The following is a 19,410-nucleotide window of genomic DNA, read 5'->3' on the forward strand; positions in this document are numbered from 1 at the left end:
AGCGAAATCTTCTCCGTCATCCTGAGCGGAACGAAGTGGAGTCGAAGGATCTCCCTTCGCTACCGGTCATGATGGCTTTTGAAGATTTGGATGATCAGCGCGGCGACGCCGCAGCATAGGGCGCCGATGGGCCACGGCAGCCAGAACAGGCCTTGTCCGGTGCGCCATCCGTCGGACCAATCCATCTCATCGATGGGCTCGCCCATGAACAGAAGCAACAGGGCGATGATGGTGGCGATGATCATGATGATGCCGCACACTGCCCCGGTGAGCTCTCCATAGCGGTCGCGCTCACCGGCGCGTTCCTTGCGTTCCTTTTCCAATGAGGCGTTGCGTTCGTCGATATTCATCAACTCATGGCGAATGCCCACATAGACGAACAGCCATACGCCGATTGCGACTGTCATCAGCATGAGGCATACCGGCCATCCGCCGTCGACTCCCAGCACCTCTTCGGCGTATATCAGTATCAGGATGCCGATGATGATGACGGCGATGCCGACGACCACGCCCACAGCGGTACGTCGCGTGGCGTACGTGCGGTCGGCGTCGGTGTAGAAATCCTCGATGAACGGGTGCCGGCGATTGAAGTCACCGTGCCGCATGCCGCCCGGAATCAGCAGGATCAATCCTATAACCGTGCCGACGAACACGAATAAGACAGCCAGCACCTCGTTCCACGGGCTCGGCCCGATGATCGAATGGTTGTCGTCGAACAGATTCGACAATCCTACGCCGACGATGATCGCCGCGACGCCGAATGCGATCATGAGGGCGAACCGGCGCACATGGTCGTCGTAACCGGTCATATCCTGTACCGGTTCCGCGGATGCCGCCATCGGTAATCCACCCTTCTCGACTTGCCGTTCGTCGATGGCCTCAACGAGCTCGGAGGCATTATGAGATGTGACGGTTGGATTCGCGGGATTGCGCACATCGCCCATGACTAGGTCGTCCAGCGTGCAGCCGAACAGTTCGCAGATCATCATCAGCTTGTCCATTTCGGGATAGGCCTTTTCGCTCTCCCATTTGGATATGGCTTGACGTGAGACGCCCAGCAGCATCGCCAGACGCTCCTGCGTCAGATTGCGGCTCGCTCTCAGATATTGCAGATTGTCGCGGAAGCTCATCTCAGGACTCCTTACCGGTTACGCATCAGTGTACGGCTTCACTATGCGACATCGACGCATCCTCGCGCTACCAACTTGCGGTCGCATCCCGTTTTTTCTCCGCAACCCACGGTTGCATCGGCGTCATTCCAACGTTTTCATCCTGACAGGTTGCGCACGGAACCATCCCCATCAAACGCTCGTGCGACCCTTTTGGCAACCCAAAACGAACATGAAATGGCGGCATTCCTTGGAATGCCGCCATTTCGTCTTGTGAGGCGATGTGACTTTCATGTGTGGAAAAGTCGCACGCCTCTCACTCTCCTCGAGCTCCGTGCGAACCCGCTCAACAGCAGCAACTGGTGTTGGGGTGCAGGCGGTCGTATTCCTCACGGGCGCGCAGGTATTCGACCTCGCTCATCGGGGTTTCGCCGGGATGCTCGGCGGCGAAGTGCTCGAGATAATGGTCGTACCGAGCCTCGCCGCTGACCTCGCGCAGATACCAGACGATGCCGCGCCATGCATGCTTAAGCTTGTCCAATACGACGTTCATGTTCTTTCCACCAACTCGAGATATGTACCAATCGTCATTCTGAGCGGAGCACGAAGTGCGGAGTCGAAGAATCTCTTCGGCATATTGCAGGTGAGATTCTTCGACTCCGCTGCGCTCCGCTCAGAATGACATTTCCTTGTTTCAGGCGGCGGCCTGAGCGTTTTGCGCGAGTTCGTGCAGTTTGGCGCTGTATTCGCGCTGCACCTTCTGCTCCAGCTTGGTAGCGACCAGACCGGACGGGGCGAACCATTCGGATTCGACGAACGGCTCCTCGCTGGTGGTTTCGACGCCCGTCTTGCCCGAGATCAGCGTCTTGGCGACGACCACGATGCCGACGATCACGAACACGCCCATCATCACAAGGAAGAACACGCTCAGTATGCCGTCGAGGTAGGCGTTGCCCAGAGCGGCCCTCGCGTTGGCCAGCGCCTCGCCCTCCAACGCGCCGGATTCGATCTGCGCGCGATAGTTGGCGGCGGTAGTGAAGTAGCTCAACGGTCCAAAGATCTTCTGGAAGTCGGCGGTGAAGGTCACGGCCACATCCCACACAAGCGGAATGACGGGGATCCACGCGTACTTGGCGCGGCCCATCTTGACCACGCACACGGTCACGAGCACGAAGCAGGCGGCCGCAAGCAGCTGGTTGGAGATGCCGAAGATCGGAACCATGGCGTTGATGCCGCCGTTCGCGTCGGCCACGCCCATCCACAGCAGGCCGCCCCACAGCGCGGTGGCCACCAGCGTGGTGATGATGTTGCCGGGCTTCCAGGTGGGGTCGCTGAACTTCTTGAGTCGCTTGACGTTGGCGAGCATCTCACCGATCTGGTAGCGGGCCACGCGGGTGCCGTTGTCGACGGTGGTGAGGATGAACAGCGCTTCGAACATGATGGCAAAGTGGTACCAGAAGCTCAGGGAGCTTTGTCCACCGAGGTAGGACTTGAGGAAGTTCGCCATACCCATGGCGAAGGTGGTGGCACCGCCGGTGCGCGAGACGATGCTCTGCTCGCCGAGATCCTCGGCAGCGCGGGTCAGCGCCTCCTCACCCTCGTAAACCACCGTCTCGCCGTTCTCGTCGACCGACTCCCACGTGGTGGCCATCTGCTCGCCTTCGATATCGGAGACCTGCATGTTCTCGGTGGCGGCGACGGCGTTGGCTTCGGGTGAAGCTTCGGCGGAGTAGGATTCGCCGGCCGTGGCCTGGATCTGCGCAGCGGACATGTTGGTGGCGAAGTACAGGCCCTGGCTCAGGGTGATCGCGGCGATCAACGCGATTACGGCGGTGAAGGATTCGACCAGCATGGAGCCGTAGCCGATCATGCGGATCTGGTTCTCCTTCTCAACGGCCTTCGGGGTCAGGCCGGAGCTCACCGCGCCATGGAAGCCGGAGAGGGCGCCGCAGGCGATGGTGATGAACAGGAACGGGAACAGGTCGCCGGAGAAGGTCGGTCCGTTGGAGGTGAAGGCCAGTTCGGTCAGGGCCGGCACCTGCACGGAAGGATTGGCGATGAGGATGCCAATCACCAGCAGCACCAGCGTGCCGATCTTCATCAGCGTGGACAGGTAGTCGCGCGGGGTGACGAGCAGCCAGTGCGGCAGCGCGGCGGCGGCGAAGGAGTAGATCACCAGGGCGATCACCAGCTGCGGGGCGGTCAGGGTGAAGATCGGGGCGAGGATCGGAGAGTCGGCGATATAGCCGCCGGCGACGATGTCGAGCACGAGCAGCACGAAGCCGAGCAGCGTGGTTTCGATCACGCGTCCCGGGCGCAGGAAGCGCTGGTAGCAGCCCATCAGCAGGGCGATCGGAATGGTCATGCCGATGGAGAACACGGCCCACGGCGAGGAAGCCATGGCCTTGATGGCCACGAGCGCAAGGAAGGCCATGGCGATGGCGGTCATCACCACCAGGAAGATCGACAGGATCATGCCGCCGAACTTGCCCATCTCATCGGTGGCCATCTGGCCGAGGGAGCGGCCGCGGCGCTTGGCGGAGATCCACAGCACCAGCATGTCCTGCACCGCGCCGGCGAGGATCACGCCAAGGATGATCCACAGCACGGAAGGCAGGTAGCCCATCTGCGCGGCCAGGATCGGGCCGACGAGCGGGCCCGCGCCGGAGATGCCGGCGAAGTGCTGGCCGAAGAGCACGCGGCGGTCGGCGCGTTCGAAGTTCGCGCCGTCGTGCACGCGTTCGGCCGGGGTGGCGTTCGCGTCATCGGTGCGCATGATTTTCATTTGGATGTAGTACGCGTAGAAGCGGTAGGCGATGGCGTAGGAGCACAGCGCCACGATCACGAACCAGATGGCGCTGATCTGTTCGCCGCGCGAGACGGCGAGGATGGACCAACCGATGGCGCCGACGATGGCGATGGCGGCCCACAGCAGGGCCTTGGGCCAGGTCCACACCATCTTCGGGCGCACGCCGACGGGCAGCCCCTTGCTGTTGCGGATGACACGCTCGGCCTCGGCCGGCGTGTAGTCGTTCTCGAATTCCAGCCTGCCCGGCGCTGGCGCTTGGGCGGCCGCGGATGACGCAACGTTCGTCATGATGTCCTCGTTCGTGATTCTCTCGTGTATCTCTGTGAATCGGCCACAGTAGGTGTTCCGTGGCTTCCATCACGCTAACCCCCATACATTGCTTGGAAAGAAAAAGTCCACTATATGAGCGGACTATGAGATGGCTCACATATGATGGACGATAGAGGGAAGGCAGGTGAACCGGTGTTGCATATAGCGATTTGTGACGATGAAAAAGCTTTTGTTCAGCATTTGACCGACCTATTGAACCAATACAGCAAGGAAACAGGACGGGATATAAAGATCACTCCCTACTATGACGGCATGGAGCTGATCGAGAAATACGATCCCACCATAGACCTGATTTTCCTTGATATTCGTATGAAACTGGTGAACGGCCTTCATGCCGCCGAGCGCATTCGGCGGATGGATGAACGCGTGGGGATTATTTTCCTGACCACTCTCACGCAGTACGGGCTTGAGGGATACAAGTATCAGGCGACCAACTACATCATCAAACCTTTACAGTACGCCCGTCTGAAATCGGAGCTGGATAAATTCGCAGAGCGCAGCCGAAAAGAAGAACAACCTTCTCTGGTGATCGCCAACGACACGGGAAAATACAAGGTTCCCCTGAAATCCATTCGCTATATTGAAACCTTCAACCGCAATCTGATGTTCCATACCGAACAGGAAAACATCATCTGCTACAAAAGCATGAAGGAAATGGAACGGGCCCTGCGCGGCAACGACTTTGTGCGTTGCCATACCAGCTATATAGTCAATCTGTTTTATGTGAAAGGCATTAAAAAGCTGGATATTGAGTTGATTTCAGGCGAGACCATTCCCATCAGCCAGCCGAAGCGCAAAGAATTTATGGAGCGTCTGACTGACTATTGGGGAGATATGTTATGACATGGGCATATCAGATTTTAGATATATTTTCAACGGCGACAGAGGCCATTTCAGTGTATCTATTCTGCTTATGGTTATGCAAAAAGCCTCGTTTCAGCGCCTTCGCAAATAAGTGCATCATCATAGGCATATATTTTCTCAGTATTTATGCTATGACATGGTTTACTGAGTTGGGTGCATACAAAATTCCCGTTCTTATCATCGTCGGTCTGACTGTAATAAAAACATGCTATGCAGACTCATTTGCCACATGCGGTATTTGCTATGAAGCGTACCTGATTACGATACCAATACTGACCGAAGGCCTGGGAATGCTGATAGGATACGCTTTCTATCAGGACGATATTATTGTTGTGATTGACGGCGATTCGCTCATGCGCTGGGAAATTTATGCAATCATTTTGGTTGCACGGATTGTAGTTTTATGCCTTTCATATCTGATGTGCAGAAATTTCACCTATCAAGTGAATTATAAAGACTTTATTTTGCTGACAACGGTATTTATTTTCGCAATAGTGGTTTTTATGTCGGATGTTTATATGCATTTGAACCTAGGAGTCGTGGGAGACAGACTCCACTATATTGTTTCAACGGCTCTTCCTGCGGCCGGCATTATGACATTTCTCTATGCGAAAAACACCATGTATCTGCGGGAACAGGAGCAGCGGGACAAAATGCAAATCGCCCAGCTTCAGCAGCAGTTCGCTTACTATCAGGAGAAAATGAAAGATGAGGAACGGGTTCGCTCCATCTACCACGACCTGAAAAACCATTTGCTTGTCATGGAAAACAGGCAGAATACAGAGGAAACACGCCAGATGGCGAAAACACTGCGCTCCCAAATCACAGAGTACGAGGACTATGCGCACACAGGAAATGAATTTCTGGACATCATTGTAAAAGATAAGGCGGCAAAAGCCCGTGAAAAGCAGATTGATTTTTCCGCTATGGTCGACTTTCACGGGATTGACTTTATAGAGCCGCTGGACATCAGTACCATCTTCGGCAACGCCATTGACAATGCGATAGAGGCCAGTGAAAAACTGCCGGAATCCAAACGCCTGATTACCGTTAAGGCCGAGCGCGTCCGGGATATGCTGCTTATCACCGTGGAAAACAATACATTGCCGGGGAACCATCTGGCCGAGAGAACCACAAAGAAAGACCGCTTTGTACATGGCTTTGGGATTCCCAATATCAAAAAAGCCATAGAGAAATACGACGGCCAGTGCAGCTTCCAGCAGGAAGAAGGAACCTATCGGCTGAATATTCTGATTCCTTGCCCTTAATCGAAAACGCCGCTTCTTCGCGAAGCGGCGTTTTCTGCTCTTATTTCGACGGAAAATCATAGTTTTCTCATCGTCAATATTAGATTACGCATTATCCATTGCGCCTTTTCTTTGCCTGGATACGGTGAAAACAAAACCAGAAAAGAAAGCGAGGCTATGGCATGAGTATTTTGAGCACCAAGCAATTGACGAAGCAATACGGCGCGGAACCGAACATCGTCAAGGCTCTGGACAGCGTGAGCATTTCCATCGAGCCGGGCGAATTCGTTGCCATCATCGGCACATCCGGCAGCGGTAAATCCACCCTGCTGAATATGTTGGGCGGCTTAGACCGACCTTCTTCCGGAACGGTCAAGGTGGATAACTATGAACTGGGCAAGCTGAGAGATGAAGACTTGACCGTATTCCGCCGCCAGCGGATCGGCTTCATCTTCCAGAACTACAATCTGGTTCCCATTCTGAATGTGTACGAAAACATTGTCATGCCCATTCAGCTTGACGGGAAAAAGCCGGATACGCAATTCATCAAGGAGATCATGGCGCTGCTGGGGCTGGAAAAGAAGCTCCACAATATGCCCAATACCCTTTCCGGCGGCCAGCAGCAGCGTGTGGCCATCGCAAGGGCATTGGCCAGCAAACCGGCCATTATCCTTGCCGACGAACCGACCGGCAATCTGGACAGCAGAACCAGTGACGAAGTGATTGAACTTCTGAAAGTCACCAGCCAGAAATTCCATCAGACCATTGTGATGATTACCCACAACCCGGAAATCGCAGCGCGGGCGGACCGCACCATCCGCATTGAAGATGGCCGGATTGCACAGTAAGGCGCGACACCATGAAAGAACAGAAATTAATCATTCACACACTGACAAACCGCAGTTTCAAGGCGAATACAACCCGCAACCTGATCGCCGTCTTCGCCATCATCCTCACAACGGTTATGTTCACGTCCCTGTTCGTCCTGTCGCAAAGCATGGTGAGCAATATACGGAACATGAATTTCCAGCAGGCCGGATATAACAGCCATTTGAGCTCCGGCACCATGACGGACGCCGATGTGGAAAAAATCATCACCCACGAAGCTGTTCGGGACTACGGGAAAAGCGCGATCATAGGCGTGGCCGAAAATAAGGAATTGACCGGTCGGCAGGTGGAAATCCGCTATGCCGACGAAAACTACGCTCGTTCCAGCTTTTCCTACCCCACAACGGGAACCATGCCGGTACGGGAAAACGAGATCGCGTTGGACACCCTCACCCTTGACAAGATGGGGCTGCCCTATGAATTAGGGCAAAAAATCACCCTTGGATGGCGCAAGGACTTAACTTCTGATGAGTACACCACCAGCACCTTCGTTCTCTCCGGCTATTGGGACGGCAATTCCGCCGCGATGGCAAGCATGGCATGGGTTTCCGAAACCTTCGTCCAAATCCAGTGCGCAGATATCGACCAGGAAACGCAGCTTGCGAACGGGCAGGTTTTGGGAACCGTGATGCTTCACCTCGATCTTCACAATGACGGCGATCTGGAAGGGACGGCGGAGCGAATCGCAGCCGACACCGGACTGTCCGACGTGTCCTTTTCTCCCAATGCTGCCTATGACGCCACCATGAACCAGAACATCATCCGCGAAGTGCTGCCGATGGCAATTTGCATGGTGTTGGTATTTGCCAGCGGGTATCTGATTATCTACAACATTTTCCAGATTTCCGTCGCCGGCGACATCCGCTTTTATGGCAGGTTGAAAACTTTGGGAACCACCAGAAAGCAACTCAAGACGATGATTTACGGGCAAGCCAACCGTTTGTCGCTGATCGGCATTCCTATCGGACTTGCGATCGGGTATCTGCTGGGAGCCGTGTTGGTGCCGGTGATGATAACCGGGACAACAGGAGAGGCAAAAGCAGCGGTCAATCCCTATATCTTCATTGGTTCTGCGGTGTTCGCCTATCTGACCGTCCTGATCTCCTGCATGAGGCCCGCCAAAATCGCCGGCAAGGTTTCCCCGATGGAGGCTCTGCGCTACACCGATGCAGGCACCATCAGCACACGAAAAATCAAGAAAAGCACCGGCGGCGCAAGCATCCCGAAGATGGCGTTGGCCAATTTGGGACGGAACAAGAAGCGCACCATTACGGTGGTCTGTTCCCTGACGCTGGGGCTTGTGCTGCTTTCCTGCGTCTTTGCGAAAAACGCCAGCTTTGACATTGATAAATATATGAGCCAGACGGTTATCAGTGATTTTGAGGTAGAGGACAGCTCAATTTCCTCCACCTTCGGAACCTATAATCCCTACGGCACAACCATTTCCCCGGAGCTGGCACAGAACATTGAGGGGATTCCCGGGCTGGAAGCCACGGGGCGCTTGTATTCGCAAGTATTCACCCACCAGATCGGGGCCTCCGCCCTTGAAAATATCCAGACCTATTACCAGGCCGATGATCGAATCGCCTACATTGAAGCAACGGATGCGGGGCTGGCCGAAGCCTACCATGACATAATCGAAAGCGGCGAATGCGTTTCCATGCTGTACGGCGTTGACGGCCTGATACTGGACGCTTTCGCACAAGACGGCCGGATATTGGATGGCACCTTTGATAAAGATGCGTTCCTATCCGGAGGCTATGTGGTGATGGAGGCAGCCACCGGCGCAGAGGACAGTGAGAAGGAAACCCAGCCGACCTATTCCGTTGAGGATATGGTGGAGCTGGACGGACGACAGTATGAAGTGATGGCGATTGTGGCGGATATACCCACAATCACGGAGGGCGTCAACAGCAGTACGCAGGATTTCCTTTCGTTCTATCTTCCGGCGGATACATTCCGGGAGACGCACCCGGACAACACCTTGCGAAAGCTGTTCTTCGATGTGGCGGAGGAATACCAGCCGCAGGCGGAAAACATGCTGGTCGACTACCGCGACAACGTGGATAAATCCCTGAACTATACCGCGAAATCCACTCTGATTGAGCATTATCAGGAACAGACACGGGCCAATACGGTTATGGGCTTCGCCATCAGCTTGATTATCGCTTTTGTCGGCATGTTGAACTTCATCAATTCCATGCTGACGGCGATTGTCTCCCGGCGGAAAGAATTCGCCATGATACAGAGCATCGGCATGACAAAGCGACAGCTTCGGCACATGCTGATCGACGAGGGCTTGTACTACGCCGGAAGCACCTTGTTGGCGTCCTATGTTTTGGGTGCTCTGGCCGTGGGAATTGGCGTTCGTATGATGGTCTCGACCGATTGGACGGCGACATTCCACTTCACGCTGTTGCCGCTGGTGATCTGTACGCCTGTTCTGATTGCGCTTGCGATTCTGATCCCCTATATCTGCTTCAAGAATCTGGAGAAGCAAAGTATTGTCGAAAGACTGAGGGCAACCGATTGACATTGTTCATGCGGTCAGCGCAACCGTCACTGACCGCATGAACAGGAAATGAACTACGATCACTCCTCGCCGACGGTTTCGGCGTCGGCCGAATCGTCGGGTTCGTCTCCGGTATCGCCTGACTCGTCGGAGCCGTCGCTTTGCGAGGAATCGTCCGCCTCGTCCTTCAGCACGTAGCGGCCTCCCTCGGTGGCGCAATCCTTGCAGGCGCGGGTCTTATGGTTGTCCGCGAACGCCTCTTCGATGGTGCCGGAGTAGATTTCTGCGGAACGCTTGAGATGCGGGCAGTCCGGATTGAAGTGGTACACGTCGCCGGACGAGGTCCAGTACACATTGCCGTCATCGGCGAGCTGCGATGCGGCGACCTCGGCCTGATCGTACGCCTCGGAGGTGGTGGGCTGCCAGTTGGCGCCGCCTAGACCGGCCGCGACCAGCGCGACGCCGGCCACGATGGAGCACACGGTTTTGGTCTTCTTGTCGAGGTCCTTGTTCGTCAGCATCAGCAGGATGATCGGGGCGAACGCGATCACGGCGATGATCACGCCGAGTTCGGTCTGGATCCAATAGGCCACGGCGTTCTTCTTTGATGCCGGATCGATGCTGTTGGCGCGATTCCACGTCAGTGAGCCGGCCAGCACGAATCCGAAGTCGATCACCAGCAGGATGATGATCCACCACATGCGCTCGAGAGCGGGGAAGTTGAAGGTGCCGTTCATCTCCAGCACGGCCAGCACTTCCATCACGATGCCGACCAGCCACAGCACGAACGCCACGATACGCAGCGGCATGGCTTGGGAGCGGCGGCGCGCGTGCGAGGCGTCCAGGTCGACGCCCGAGGCGCTGTGAGCCTTCACGTCCGTGACGCTCTCGCCGGTGGAACGGTCGATGAACTTGCGGTCTTTGGGATCGTCGACGCGCTTGCTGGTGCGCTTCGCCGGGCTCTTCTTCTCTGCCATGATGCTCTCCATCGTCGATTTACAGGCAACAACCGCGATTATATGGACGCGAATCCTCCCCTGACGGGGCGTAGGTGGCGCAACGTACCTGAAAGCGGTACGCCCCCGCACGAAGATTGCGCAAGTCGGCCTGTCAAGCGTCTTCCAGCGTGCGACGATGGTCTAGCTGACACACATCAGAGCGAAGAAAGGGTGTGCCCATGACACAGAAAACAACCGGTGATGCCGGACATCAGCAGATCGTCGATCAGCTCACCAGCGCCATCAAAGACAATCCGCAGATGCTGAAGTCCTTCGGCGTCGACCCCGGCGCCATGATCGAAAAGGTGACCGGCATCAAGCTTAACGACGAGCAGGTGAACGAGGTCGTCGGCACGCTCGCCTCCGCCTTGCAAGGCAAGGATTTCAATATCAGCGACCTGGGCGGTCTCGCGCAGGATCTCATGAAGGGCGACGCGCTGCAGTCGATTCTCGGCTCAGTCGGCGGTCTGTTCGGCGGCAAGAAGTAACGACGAGCCCATATGGGGCCTGAGACCTCCCGTCAAGGCATCCGCAACGCAAAACTAGGCACCGCTCCAAAACGGTGCCTAGTTCCGTCCGTGCGTCTCGCATGGAACAATGGGTGTCAATGACCTGACCGAGGGACCTGACCGACGGGAGATATGATGACCGCCACATTTACGACTCACGCCATGCCCGATTGGGTGCGCTATGGCATGTTTTGGCAGGTGTATCCCTTGGGATTCTGCGGTTGCGACATCCGCCGCCAATACGGCAGCGACTTCAACGGGCGAGGTCTCGACGCGTTGGTCGATTGGCTGGACTACGCGATCGAGTTGGGCGCTTCGGGACTGCTGCTCGGCCCGATTTTCGAATCCTCCTCGCATGGGTACGACACGTTGGATTACAAGCGCGTGGACGCGCGGCTCGGCGGCGACGAGGCCTTCGACCGTTTGGCGGCCGCCTGCCGAGACAAGGGGATCAAGCTTGTTTTGGATGGCGTGTTCAATCATGTGGGGCGCGAGCATCCGGCTGTGCAGGCGGCGTTGGACGAAGCTTCCGGCAGGCTCGCCGCCGCGGACAATCCTTGGCATGGGTTGATTCGCGTGGGTGCCGATGATGCCGGCAAGCCTTCGCTCGACGTGTTCGAGGGGCATGGCTCACTGGTCGACCTCGATCATACGGCACTGCGGACCGTGGATTTGGTCGCCGATGTGATGGGTTACTGGCTGGACCGCGGTGCCGACGGCTGGCGTCTGGATGCCGCATACGCCGTACCGCCGTCGTTCTGGGCGCAGGTGCTGCCGCGGGTGCGCGCCAACCATCCGCAAGCCTGGATTTTCGGCGAGGTGATCCACGGCGATTATCCGGCCATCGTACGCGAATCCGGCATGGATTCGACCACGCAATACGAGTTGTGGAAGTCCATCCAGCACAGTCTGGAAACCGACAACTTCTTCGAGCTCGACTGGAATCTACAACGGCATAACGCCTTCCTCGACACCTTCGTGCCGCAGACCTTTATCGGCAACCATGACGTGACGCGCATCGCCTCGCAGATCGGCCAGCCCAAAGCGCTGCTCGCGCTGGCCGTGCTGATGACGGTCGGCGGCGTGCCCAGCATCTACTACGGCGACGAACAGGGCTATACGGGAATCAAACAGGAACGTTTCGGCGGCGACGACGACATCCGTCCCAAATTCCCCGACTCCCCCACCGAACTCTCCACGCTGGGAGAACCCGTCTACCGCGCCCATCAGGATCTGATCGGACTGCGCCGACGCAACTCGTGGCTGGTCGAGGCGCGCACCGAAGCCCTGACGTTGGAGAACACGCGCTACGTCTACCGCTCCACCAGCGCCGACGGCACGCACAGCATCACCGTGGATCTCGACATCACCGACTCCAAAGCCCCACACGTCACCATCGCCGACGAAACCGGCGCGACGCTCTACCGGCACTGAAGGTCATCAGCCCCAGCCCGCGCGTTATGTCGTTTCGCTATGTGGTTTCGCTATAGAACCGCATAGCGAGCAGCTATTGTCCCGCGAAGCCTCACGCTCCTATAATCCTGCCGGCACATTGTGCAGAGGGCGAAAGGGATGGTCGCGGTGGAAGACGAGCACACAGTCGAAACGACGAATAATACGAGCGGCGAAAAAAACGGCGAAGGCACCATCGACATGCTGCACGGCCCCATCTGGAACCGTGTGCTTATGTTCGCGCTGCCGGTGGCGGCCACAGGCATTCTGGAGCAGCTGTTCAACGCGGCCGGCGTGGCCATCGTCGGCAATTTCTCCGGCAGCGACGACACGCAGGCTGTGGCGGCGGTGGGCGCGAATAGCTTCATCGTCATGCTGGTCGTCAACTTCTTCATAGGCGTGTCGTTGGGCGCGAATGTGGTGATCGCCAACGCGATCGGCCGCGGCAGTATGGACGGCGTGTGCAAGGCGGTGCATACCGCGATCGTTATGGCCGTCGCCGGCGGTCTGGCGGCTCTGGTCGTCGGAGAACTGGGTGCCACCGCCATTCTGGGCATGCTCAACGTGCCGGCCGACGTGTATCCGCTCGCCTTGGTGTATCTGCGCATCTACTTGATCGGCCTGCCGGTGATTCTGCTCTACAACTTCGAGGCGGCGATCTTCCGTTCCGTGGGCGACACCGCCACGCCGTTGAAGGTGCTCGCCATGGCGGGCGTGCTCAATGTGGCTTTGGGGCTCATGTTCACCGCGGGTCTGCATATGAGCGTGGCGGGCGTCGCCATCGCCACCGTGCTGTCCAACGCCTTCGGGTCGCTGGTGCTGCTGCGTATGCTGATGCGCACCGATGCGCCGATCCATGTCGATTTGCGTGAACTGCGAGTGGATATGATGGCCATGCGTTCGATTCTGCGCATCGGCTTGCCCGCCGGCATTCAGGGCGCGGTGTTCGCGTTCGCCAACGTCATTATCCAAGGCGCGATCAATTCCCTCGGCACCACGGTGATGGCGGCTTCCAGCGCCGCGTTCAATATCGAGGTGTTCGCCTATCAGGTGCTGAATTCCTTCGCCCAGGCGTGCGCCACCTTCACCGGGCAGAATCACGGTGCCCGCCAGCTCGGCCGATGCCGCAGGGTGCTTGCCGTCTGCTATTTGGAGGATGTGGTCGCCACCGCCACTGCGATTACGCTGGTGCTGCTGTTCGGCCGTAGTCTGCTGATGATTTTCGTGCACGACCCCGAGGCCGTCGATATCGGCTATATCCGTTTGACCATGGTGTTCATCGGCTATATCTTCTCCATGGCCTATGAGATGGCCTCGGGATATCTGCGCGGTTTCGGTATCTCCTTGGTGCCGGCGCTGCTTACCGTGATCGGCGTGTGCGGCACGCGTATCGGCTGGGTGTTGCTGGTGTTCCCCAACCACCGCACGTTCGAGTCGATTATGCTCGTCTACCCGATCTCCCTCGCCGTCACCGCCGCGCTGGTGCTCGGCTCGCTGATCGTCTACCGTCCCTCGCGCCGCACACCCGCACGCTAAGCGGCCAAACCGGCCGGACAAACGCGCGCGTTATTCGACGCTGACTTCGGGCATGAACACGCTGACGATAAGTTCGAGCAGTTCCTCGGCGGGCATGGGGTCGGAGTCGGTGAGCCATCGGCGGATCACGGCGAGAACGCCTGAGAAATAGAACTCCCGCACGTATTCCATGTTCCGTCCCGCAGCGTCTTCGCCGACGTTCCGTTCGATAAAAGGCATCATAAACGGCTTGACGGCCTCCTTCATCTTCTCCACGAACGCGGGGTCGCCGTGCGGACCGAGCAACACTTTGAGGAAAGGCTTGTCTTTGGCGGTCTGATCGAGAAATGCGGCGAGATTGATGCGGATGCTCTCCGGATCGCTGAAATCGACAATCACATCCCGTATGGCGGTCATGCGTCGCGCGATGAAATCATCCTCCACATGCTCGCGCAAATCGAGCACGCTGGTGTAGTACATGTAGAAGGTGGCGCGGTTGTATCCGGCGAGATCGGTGATCTGCCGCACTGTGATCTTCTCGATGGGTTGGCGTTCATACAGCATCCAGAACGCGCGGCGAAGACGGTTGCGCGTTCGGGCGGTGACCTCGGGCTGTTTCATAACCATGACGATATTGTCTCCGCATAACCCGACAAGTGTCGCATGATAGACGGCGCACACGCGACCAAGGACCCAGAAATGATTGTCCAACCACTGTCGTGCGATACATGCAGCATTTTATTCGACCTATCACACGACACCTGTCGAACCATTCAGTCGGAAGGCCGGTTACGCACGTCCGACACGGACGGCGATTGCGCATTGGATAATCGCAAGGGCGATGAAGAAGGCCAGTGAAGCGTGGAACCCGCCGGTATGTTCGGCGAGAACCCCGAACACCGAAGGCCCGGCCGAGGCCAACAGATATCCCACGGATTGGGCGATACCGGACAAGGCCACGGTTTCGCCCGGAGTCCGCCCGCGCATCGCAATCAATGCGAGAGCCACGACAAGCGCCGCACCTTGCCCGCATCCGGCGATGACGGACCATAGCATGGATGATTCCGGAGCGATCAACCATCCGAAACCCGCTGCGGCCACGGGCAGACTCGCCACCACCGCGGCCGTGATCTGATTGCCCCGCACATTCATCAGACGCGTGATCAACAGACCCGAGAACACGCCAATCACCTGGAACACGAACAGCTGTCGACTGGCCGCACCAGAGTCAAAACCCACCGACATGGCAATCGAGGGAAGCCAATTCGACATGGTGTAGAACGCGGCGGATTGCAGTCCCATGAACGCCGTCACCCACCATGTCATCGGCCGACGCCACAACGGAACGTCGTCTTGTGAATCCTTCTCATCACCCGCGCTGAAGCGAACGGCGTTCGACGAGGAATCCTCGGTTCGCACACGAGTGGATTCCACAGCTCGCCGATGTATGACGATCCGTATCACCCATAAGGCCGCGACGACGACCGCGGGTACGGCCCAGAACGCGAGCGCCGAGCGCCATCCTCCCCAATGTTGGGCCATGGTCGCGGCGGTCAGGCTGGCGGTGGCGGAGCCCGCGGTGATACAGGCCGAGGATATGGATGTCACCACGGACACGTGCTTGGGATAGTCGCGTTTGACGATAACCGGCACCAGCACATTGCCTACGGCGATCGCGCAGCCGATGACCAGCGTGCCGAGCCAGACCGTCGCCGAACCGCCGGCCGAGCGGATCACCGTTCCGGCGGCGATACAGAGCAACGCCAACAGCACGGCCACATCCTCACCGAAACGAGCGGTGAGGAAGCGCACCAGCGTGCTCATCACGGCGAACGCCAGCAGTGGCAATGCGCCAAGCATTCCCTGTGCGCCTTCGCTCCAGCCAAGATCATCTCCCAGATCCTGCAGCAGCGGTCCGACCGCCACGATCGCAGGCCGTAGGTTCAACGCCACTAGAAACACCATCGCCGCGATCGGGCCCGCGCCATTGACGTGCCGCCTGTCGCGACGGACCGTTCCGCCTTGTTCTCCCATGGCTCATTATCTTGCTCACGCTCGCCGACAACCCTCCCGTCAGCCACACGGGCCGGGCCGGTGTTTGGACGTGCGCGGCGTGGCGCAGGTCCGGCTGGTAGAGTCGGGGCAACGATATGTTCCGGCGAAAGAAGGTCGATGATGACTGCAGCGGTTTGCGGCACGGTTTCCGCACTGACATTGGGGTTGCCCGTCTCCACGGCGATTCCCGCGCCCAAGGGTACGCTGCCCAAACAGATGTTCATGGCCAAAGCACCGGTCTCCGCCAAACTCAAGCAACGGTACGCCACCGAAGTGGAGTCGATCACCATGCTGTCGCTGATGCGCGCGGCGAACACCGGCATCGCCGACGGCAAGCGGATGCGGGAGATTCTGGTGATCGGATTGCGCATCTCAGGCGCGGATGTTCCGGTCGAGGTTGTCGACCATATCGCCTCCCAGCGTGCCTCGGGCATCGTGTTCGCCGTGGTGCGCGAGGTGGAGCGCGAAGGCTCGCGCCATGAGGAGTGCGCCTTCGCAGTGCGCCGCAACATGCCTGTCAAGCCGGGGCATGTGCCTGTCACGAAAGTGTATGCGGGCGATTGGAAGCCGGCCAGCGAAGCCCAGTTGGAGCTCGCGGGTTCGACGTTGGATGAGGCGTGGGATGCGCTGTGCGCACAGGCGATTCTGGATTCGGCCGACGGTGCCGATTTGGACGCGCGTATCGCCCGACGCGAGCAGATTGCCATGTTGCGGGCCGAGGCGGAGAAGCTGGGCCGCGATCATACACGTGCCAAAACACCCGCGCAGCGCAATGAGATCTACGCCAAACTCCATAAGGTCAACAAGCAGATCGAAACACTGGAAGCCTAGCCGCCACCGTTATCGACACCGCATTCAGGCCTTCACCCTTCAGCGATGCGATCTGATAATTCGCGCGATTTGGAATATCGCATGGACGATGACGCATACCGCGCTCACGACGCACAGGTATCGCGTGAATCCGACGATCGTGCCTGCCGCATGGTCGCGCCGCGTGCCCAGCAACAGCATATCGCCGATCAGACCGCTATCCATAAGGCACCACAGGCCAGCCAGCACTACGATGCCCAATGCCAGCAGCTGCACATAGTCGAACGCCGTGCCGCGCACGCGCGCACGCCAGCGCAGCAGCGGGGCGTGCGTGTGCAATCCCAGATGCACCGCCATCAGCAGAAAACCCCATGCGCTGGAGGCGAGATGCAGGTCGCGCGCGAACTGGGTGGTGCGGATCGGCACGGATTCGAACACCGATCCGGACATCATCACCGAACTGACCGCCATAACAATCATGGCCGCGAACAGCAGCGCGTCAACCGCCACGAACGCCACGCGCCTCGTGGTGTACCGGCCTCGGCCAAGCGTGCGGAAACAGTTCATATTGAGCAGATGGTGGGCCGCGAACAACACGAACAGGGTGATGCCGAGCACGGCGTGCAGCATCAATCCCCTGCCCGCCTGATATCCCATAAGGTAGAGGAACAGGACGAACATCGCCGCGTCCACCACGATGCGCATAACACGCAACACTTTCGTCTTTCGCGCGCGGCGGGCCGAACGCGCCCGACGCGCATCGTCATCGTGTTGCGTCATGATGCCAGCCCGCTTTCGGACAGCCATGCATTGATGTCGCTTGCGAGATCGAATCCTCCCGAATAGGTGAATTCGAATCCCTGGCCGACGACGGCGCCCGGCACCCGCTTGGCGAGGTCGGAGACGGAATCGCCGAACCGGGTGCCGCCGTTCGATGAGAACGGGATGATCGTTTTGCCGGCGAAATCATAGGATTCCAAAAATGTGACGACCGGCATCGGCATCGTGGACCACCAGGTCGGGTATCCGAGCAGCACCACGTCGTAGCGGTCCATATCTCCCACCCGCGAGGAGAGCGCGGGATGCACGTCATTGTTCAGATCGGCCTGCGAAGACTCGTAGATGTTGCCCGAATACAGTTCGTCCATCACGATCTCATGCAGGTCTCCGCCGGTCGCTTCGGCGATGAGTTCGGCCGCATGCTCGGTGTTGCCCGAATAGGAGAAATACGCGACGAGGATGCTCGGATGTTCCGGAATTTCCACGTCAAGCGCATTGCTTGTGGATACGGCTTCGTCGATCGGCTCGACATTGCGCGCGATGCGGAAACCCATGTTCTGGTCGACGGAACGCGGATTGGTGGCGGAACGGTAGGCGTTGCGCAGTTGTTTGGCAAAATCGTCGTATCCGCCGCCCCTGTTGACTCTTAAGGAGCCGGTTTCGGGGCCATACGGATCGGTGGTTCGGATGGTGTCGTATTCGCCGTAGTAGTCGAACACCCATTCCGACACGTTGCCTTCCATGTCGTGCAGTCCGTAAGCATTCGCCGGCAAGGACCCGACGGCGATGCTCTCGCCTCTGTTCTCGCTCTGCACCACGTCCGGATTGGTGTGATGGACGTAGTTCTCCTCGATGAGATAGGGGTAGGTGCCTTCGAAATTCGCGTCCGCGGCGGTGATTTGGTCGCCGGTGGTGAAGATGGTGTCGGTTCCGGCCCGCGCGGCATACTCCCATTCCGCCTCCGTAGGCAGGCGGTATCCGTTGGCCGAGCGGTCCCAAGTCACGTCGTCTCCGTCGATGGTGTAGGCGGGATCAAGCCCTTCGGATTCGCTCAAACGGTTGCAGTATTCGACCGCGTCGAACCAGCTCACCTGTTCGACGGGCAGGTCGTCGCCTTGGAAGTGGCTGGGGTTGACGCCCATCACGCGCTGGTAGTCGACTTGGGTCACTTCGGTGGGGCTGATGCGGAAGTCGGAGACCGTGACCTCATGCCGCGTCTCGTCCGCTCCACGCTGCCGCTCCGATTCCGGACTGCCCATGGCGAACGTGCCGCCTTCGACCACCATCATTGTGGTGTCGCCGGAATCGTCACGAACCACCGATTTGGATAGCGTCGTCGGAGCAACGGACCGTTCGGAGCGCCGCCACGGGCCAAACCACCAGACGGCGGACACCACCAGCGCAACGGCGACCACGGATGCGACAAGCGCGATGATTTTCGATCGTCTGGAAGCGTCGGTTCCTGTATTCCGTCTGGGGGTGTTCGTGACCATAGTGCAACCTTTCTGACGCGAATGACCGTCGGCCTCGGT

16 protein-coding genes are annotated in these 19,410 nt (G+C 58.3%); 8 read left to right on the plus strand and 8 right to left on the minus strand.

Features of this window, described 5'->3' with window-relative positions:
• Window positions 1-59 precede the first annotated feature (59 nt).
• The 3 genes from AC1AV0_RS05450 to AC1AV0_RS05460 all read right to left on the minus strand — a co-directional run bounded on the left by AC1AV0_RS05450 (window position 60) and on the right by AC1AV0_RS05460 (window position 4,206).
• A complete protein-coding gene (locus AC1AV0_RS05450; protein ID WP_476571875.1) occupies window positions 60-1,130 on the minus strand; it encodes a helix-turn-helix transcriptional regulator in 1,071 nt (356 codons plus the stop codon).
• 325 nt (window positions 1,131-1,455) lie between these two features.
• Complete coding sequence (locus AC1AV0_RS05455) at window positions 1,456-1,662, minus strand: YbdD/YjiX family protein (RefSeq protein ID WP_476571877.1); 207 nt, start codon at window positions 1,660-1,662, stop codon at window positions 1,456-1,458.
• Between the two features lie 141 nt (window positions 1,663-1,803).
• Window positions 1,804-4,206: a carbon starvation CstA family protein gene (locus AC1AV0_RS05460; protein ID WP_476571879.1), complete on the minus strand. Its 2,403-nt coding sequence runs from the start codon at window positions 4,204-4,206 to the stop codon at window positions 1,804-1,806.
• A gap of 141 nt (window positions 4,207-4,347) precedes the next feature.
• On the opposite strand from AC1AV0_RS05460, the gene AC1AV0_RS05465 reads away from it, so the two are divergent.
• The 4 genes from AC1AV0_RS05465 to AC1AV0_RS05480 all read left to right on the plus strand — a co-directional run bounded on the left by AC1AV0_RS05465 (window position 4,348) and on the right by AC1AV0_RS05480 (window position 9,780).
• Window positions 4,348-5,091, plus strand: coding sequence for a LytR/AlgR family response regulator transcription factor (locus tag AC1AV0_RS05465; RefSeq protein ID WP_476571881.1), 744 nt, complete (start codon window positions 4,348-4,350; stop codon window positions 5,089-5,091).
• Window positions 5,088-6,380, plus strand: coding sequence for a sensor histidine kinase (locus AC1AV0_RS05470; RefSeq protein ID WP_476571883.1), 1,293 nt, complete (start codon window positions 5,088-5,090; stop codon window positions 6,378-6,380). The genes AC1AV0_RS05465 and AC1AV0_RS05470 overlap by 4 nt, the downstream gene beginning before the upstream one ends.
• A 161-nt stretch (window positions 6,381-6,541) precedes the next feature.
• Window positions 6,542-7,207: an ABC transporter ATP-binding protein gene (locus AC1AV0_RS05475; protein ID WP_476571885.1), complete on the plus strand. Its 666-nt coding sequence runs from the start codon at window positions 6,542-6,544 to the stop codon at window positions 7,205-7,207.
• Between the two features lie 11 nt (window positions 7,208-7,218).
• Entirely contained in the window at window positions 7,219-9,780 is a 2,562-nt protein-coding gene (locus AC1AV0_RS05480; RefSeq protein WP_476571887.1) for an ABC transporter permease, read from the plus strand.
• 59 nt (window positions 9,781-9,839) lie between these two features.
• Here the strand turns inward: AC1AV0_RS05480 and AC1AV0_RS05485 are convergent, their stop codons facing one another.
• Entirely contained in the window at window positions 9,840-10,736 is an 897-nt protein-coding gene (locus tag AC1AV0_RS05485) for a hypothetical protein (protein WP_476571890.1), read from the minus strand.
• 200 nt (window positions 10,737-10,936) lie between these two features.
• Between AC1AV0_RS05485 and AC1AV0_RS05490 the strand changes: the two genes are divergently transcribed.
• The 3 genes from AC1AV0_RS05490 to AC1AV0_RS05500 all read left to right on the plus strand — a co-directional run bounded on the left by AC1AV0_RS05490 (window position 10,937) and on the right by AC1AV0_RS05500 (window position 14,254).
• Window positions 10,937-11,245, plus strand: a complete 309-nt coding sequence (locus AC1AV0_RS05490) for a hypothetical protein (protein ID WP_476571892.1) — start codon at window positions 10,937-10,939, stop codon at window positions 11,243-11,245.
• Window positions 11,246-11,398: 153 nt separating this feature from the next.
• Complete coding sequence (locus AC1AV0_RS05495; protein WP_476571894.1) at window positions 11,399-12,700, plus strand: alpha-amylase family protein; 1,302 nt, start codon at window positions 11,399-11,401, stop codon at window positions 12,698-12,700.
• A gap of 147 nt (window positions 12,701-12,847) precedes the next feature.
• Window positions 12,848-14,254 (plus strand): MATE family efflux transporter, encoded by a 1,407-nt coding sequence (locus tag AC1AV0_RS05500; protein ID WP_476571896.1) that lies wholly within the window; start codon window positions 12,848-12,850, stop codon window positions 14,252-14,254.
• Window positions 14,255-14,284: 30 nt separating this feature from the next.
• On the opposite strand, the gene AC1AV0_RS05505 is transcribed toward AC1AV0_RS05500, so the two are convergent.
• Window positions 14,285-14,860, minus strand: coding sequence for a TetR/AcrR family transcriptional regulator (locus AC1AV0_RS05505; protein ID WP_476571898.1), 576 nt, complete (start codon window positions 14,858-14,860; stop codon window positions 14,285-14,287).
• Between the two features lie 162 nt (window positions 14,861-15,022).
• A complete protein-coding gene (locus AC1AV0_RS05510; protein ID WP_476571900.1) occupies window positions 15,023-16,267 on the minus strand; it encodes an MFS transporter in 1,245 nt (414 codons plus the stop codon).
• A gap of 138 nt (window positions 16,268-16,405) precedes the next feature.
• Here AC1AV0_RS05510 and AC1AV0_RS05515 point away from each other — a divergent pair, with 138 nt between their 5' ends.
• Window positions 16,406-17,119, plus strand: a complete 714-nt coding sequence (locus AC1AV0_RS05515; protein ID WP_476571903.1) for a DUF4391 domain-containing protein — start codon at window positions 16,406-16,408, stop codon at window positions 17,117-17,119.
• Window positions 17,120-17,158: 39 nt separating this feature from the next.
• Here AC1AV0_RS05515 and AC1AV0_RS05520 read toward each other — a convergent pair whose 3' ends face one another.
• Together AC1AV0_RS05520 and AC1AV0_RS05525 are read right to left on the minus strand one after the other, a co-directional pair.
• A complete protein-coding gene (locus tag AC1AV0_RS05520; RefSeq protein ID WP_476571905.1) occupies window positions 17,159-17,878 on the minus strand; it encodes a DUF4405 domain-containing protein in 720 nt (239 codons plus the stop codon).
• Entirely contained in the window at window positions 17,875-19,371 is a 1,497-nt protein-coding gene (locus tag AC1AV0_RS05525; RefSeq protein ID WP_476571907.1) for a flavodoxin, read from the minus strand. The genes AC1AV0_RS05520 and AC1AV0_RS05525 overlap by 4 nt, the downstream gene beginning before the upstream one ends.
• Window positions 19,372-19,410 lie beyond the last annotated feature (39 nt).

The organism is Bifidobacterium sp. LH_558, assembly GCF_056356295.1.

Bases quoted from the DNA above. Each gene is read 5' to 3' on its own strand.
- AC1AV0_RS05465 (WP_476571881.1), top strand. From the start codon at position 4,348: ATGATGGACGATAGAGGGAAGGCAGGTGAACCGGTGTTGCATATAGCG.
- AC1AV0_RS05495 (WP_476571894.1), top strand. From the start codon at position 11,399: ATGATGACCGCCACATTTACGACTCACGCCATGCCCGATTGGGTGCGC.
- AC1AV0_RS05525 (WP_476571907.1), bottom strand. From the start codon at position 19,371: ATGGTCACGAACACCCCCAGACGGAATACAGGAACCGACGCTTCCAGA.
- AC1AV0_RS05520 (WP_476571905.1), bottom strand. From the start codon at position 17,878: ATGACGCAACACGATGACGATGCGCGTCGGGCGCGTTCGGCCCGCCGC.
- AC1AV0_RS05450 (WP_476571875.1), bottom strand. From the start codon at position 1,130: ATGAGCTTCCGCGACAATCTGCAATATCTGAGAGCGAGCCGCAATCTG.
- AC1AV0_RS05515 (WP_476571903.1), top strand. From the start codon at position 16,406: ATGATGACTGCAGCGGTTTGCGGCACGGTTTCCGCACTGACATTGGGG.
- AC1AV0_RS05480 (WP_476571887.1), top strand. From the start codon at position 7,219: ATGAAAGAACAGAAATTAATCATTCACACACTGACAAACCGCAGTTTC.
- AC1AV0_RS05510 (WP_476571900.1), bottom strand. From the start codon at position 16,267: ATGGGAGAACAAGGCGGAACGGTCCGTCGCGACAGGCGGCACGTCAAT.
- AC1AV0_RS05475 (WP_476571885.1), top strand. From the start codon at position 6,542: ATGAGTATTTTGAGCACCAAGCAATTGACGAAGCAATACGGCGCGGAA.
- AC1AV0_RS05455 (WP_476571877.1), bottom strand. From the start codon at position 1,662: ATGAACGTCGTATTGGACAAGCTTAAGCATGCATGGCGCGGCATCGTC.
- AC1AV0_RS05485 (WP_476571890.1), bottom strand. From the start codon at position 10,736: ATGGCAGAGAAGAAGAGCCCGGCGAAGCGCACCAGCAAGCGCGTCGAC.
- AC1AV0_RS05490 (WP_476571892.1), top strand. From the start codon at position 10,937: ATGACACAGAAAACAACCGGTGATGCCGGACATCAGCAGATCGTCGAT.
- AC1AV0_RS05460 (WP_476571879.1), bottom strand. From the start codon at position 4,206: ATGACGAACGTTGCGTCATCCGCGGCCGCCCAAGCGCCAGCGCCGGGC.
- AC1AV0_RS05470 (WP_476571883.1), top strand. From the start codon at position 5,088: ATGACATGGGCATATCAGATTTTAGATATATTTTCAACGGCGACAGAG.
- AC1AV0_RS05505 (WP_476571898.1), bottom strand. From the start codon at position 14,860: ATGGTTATGAAACAGCCCGAGGTCACCGCCCGAACGCGCAACCGTCTT.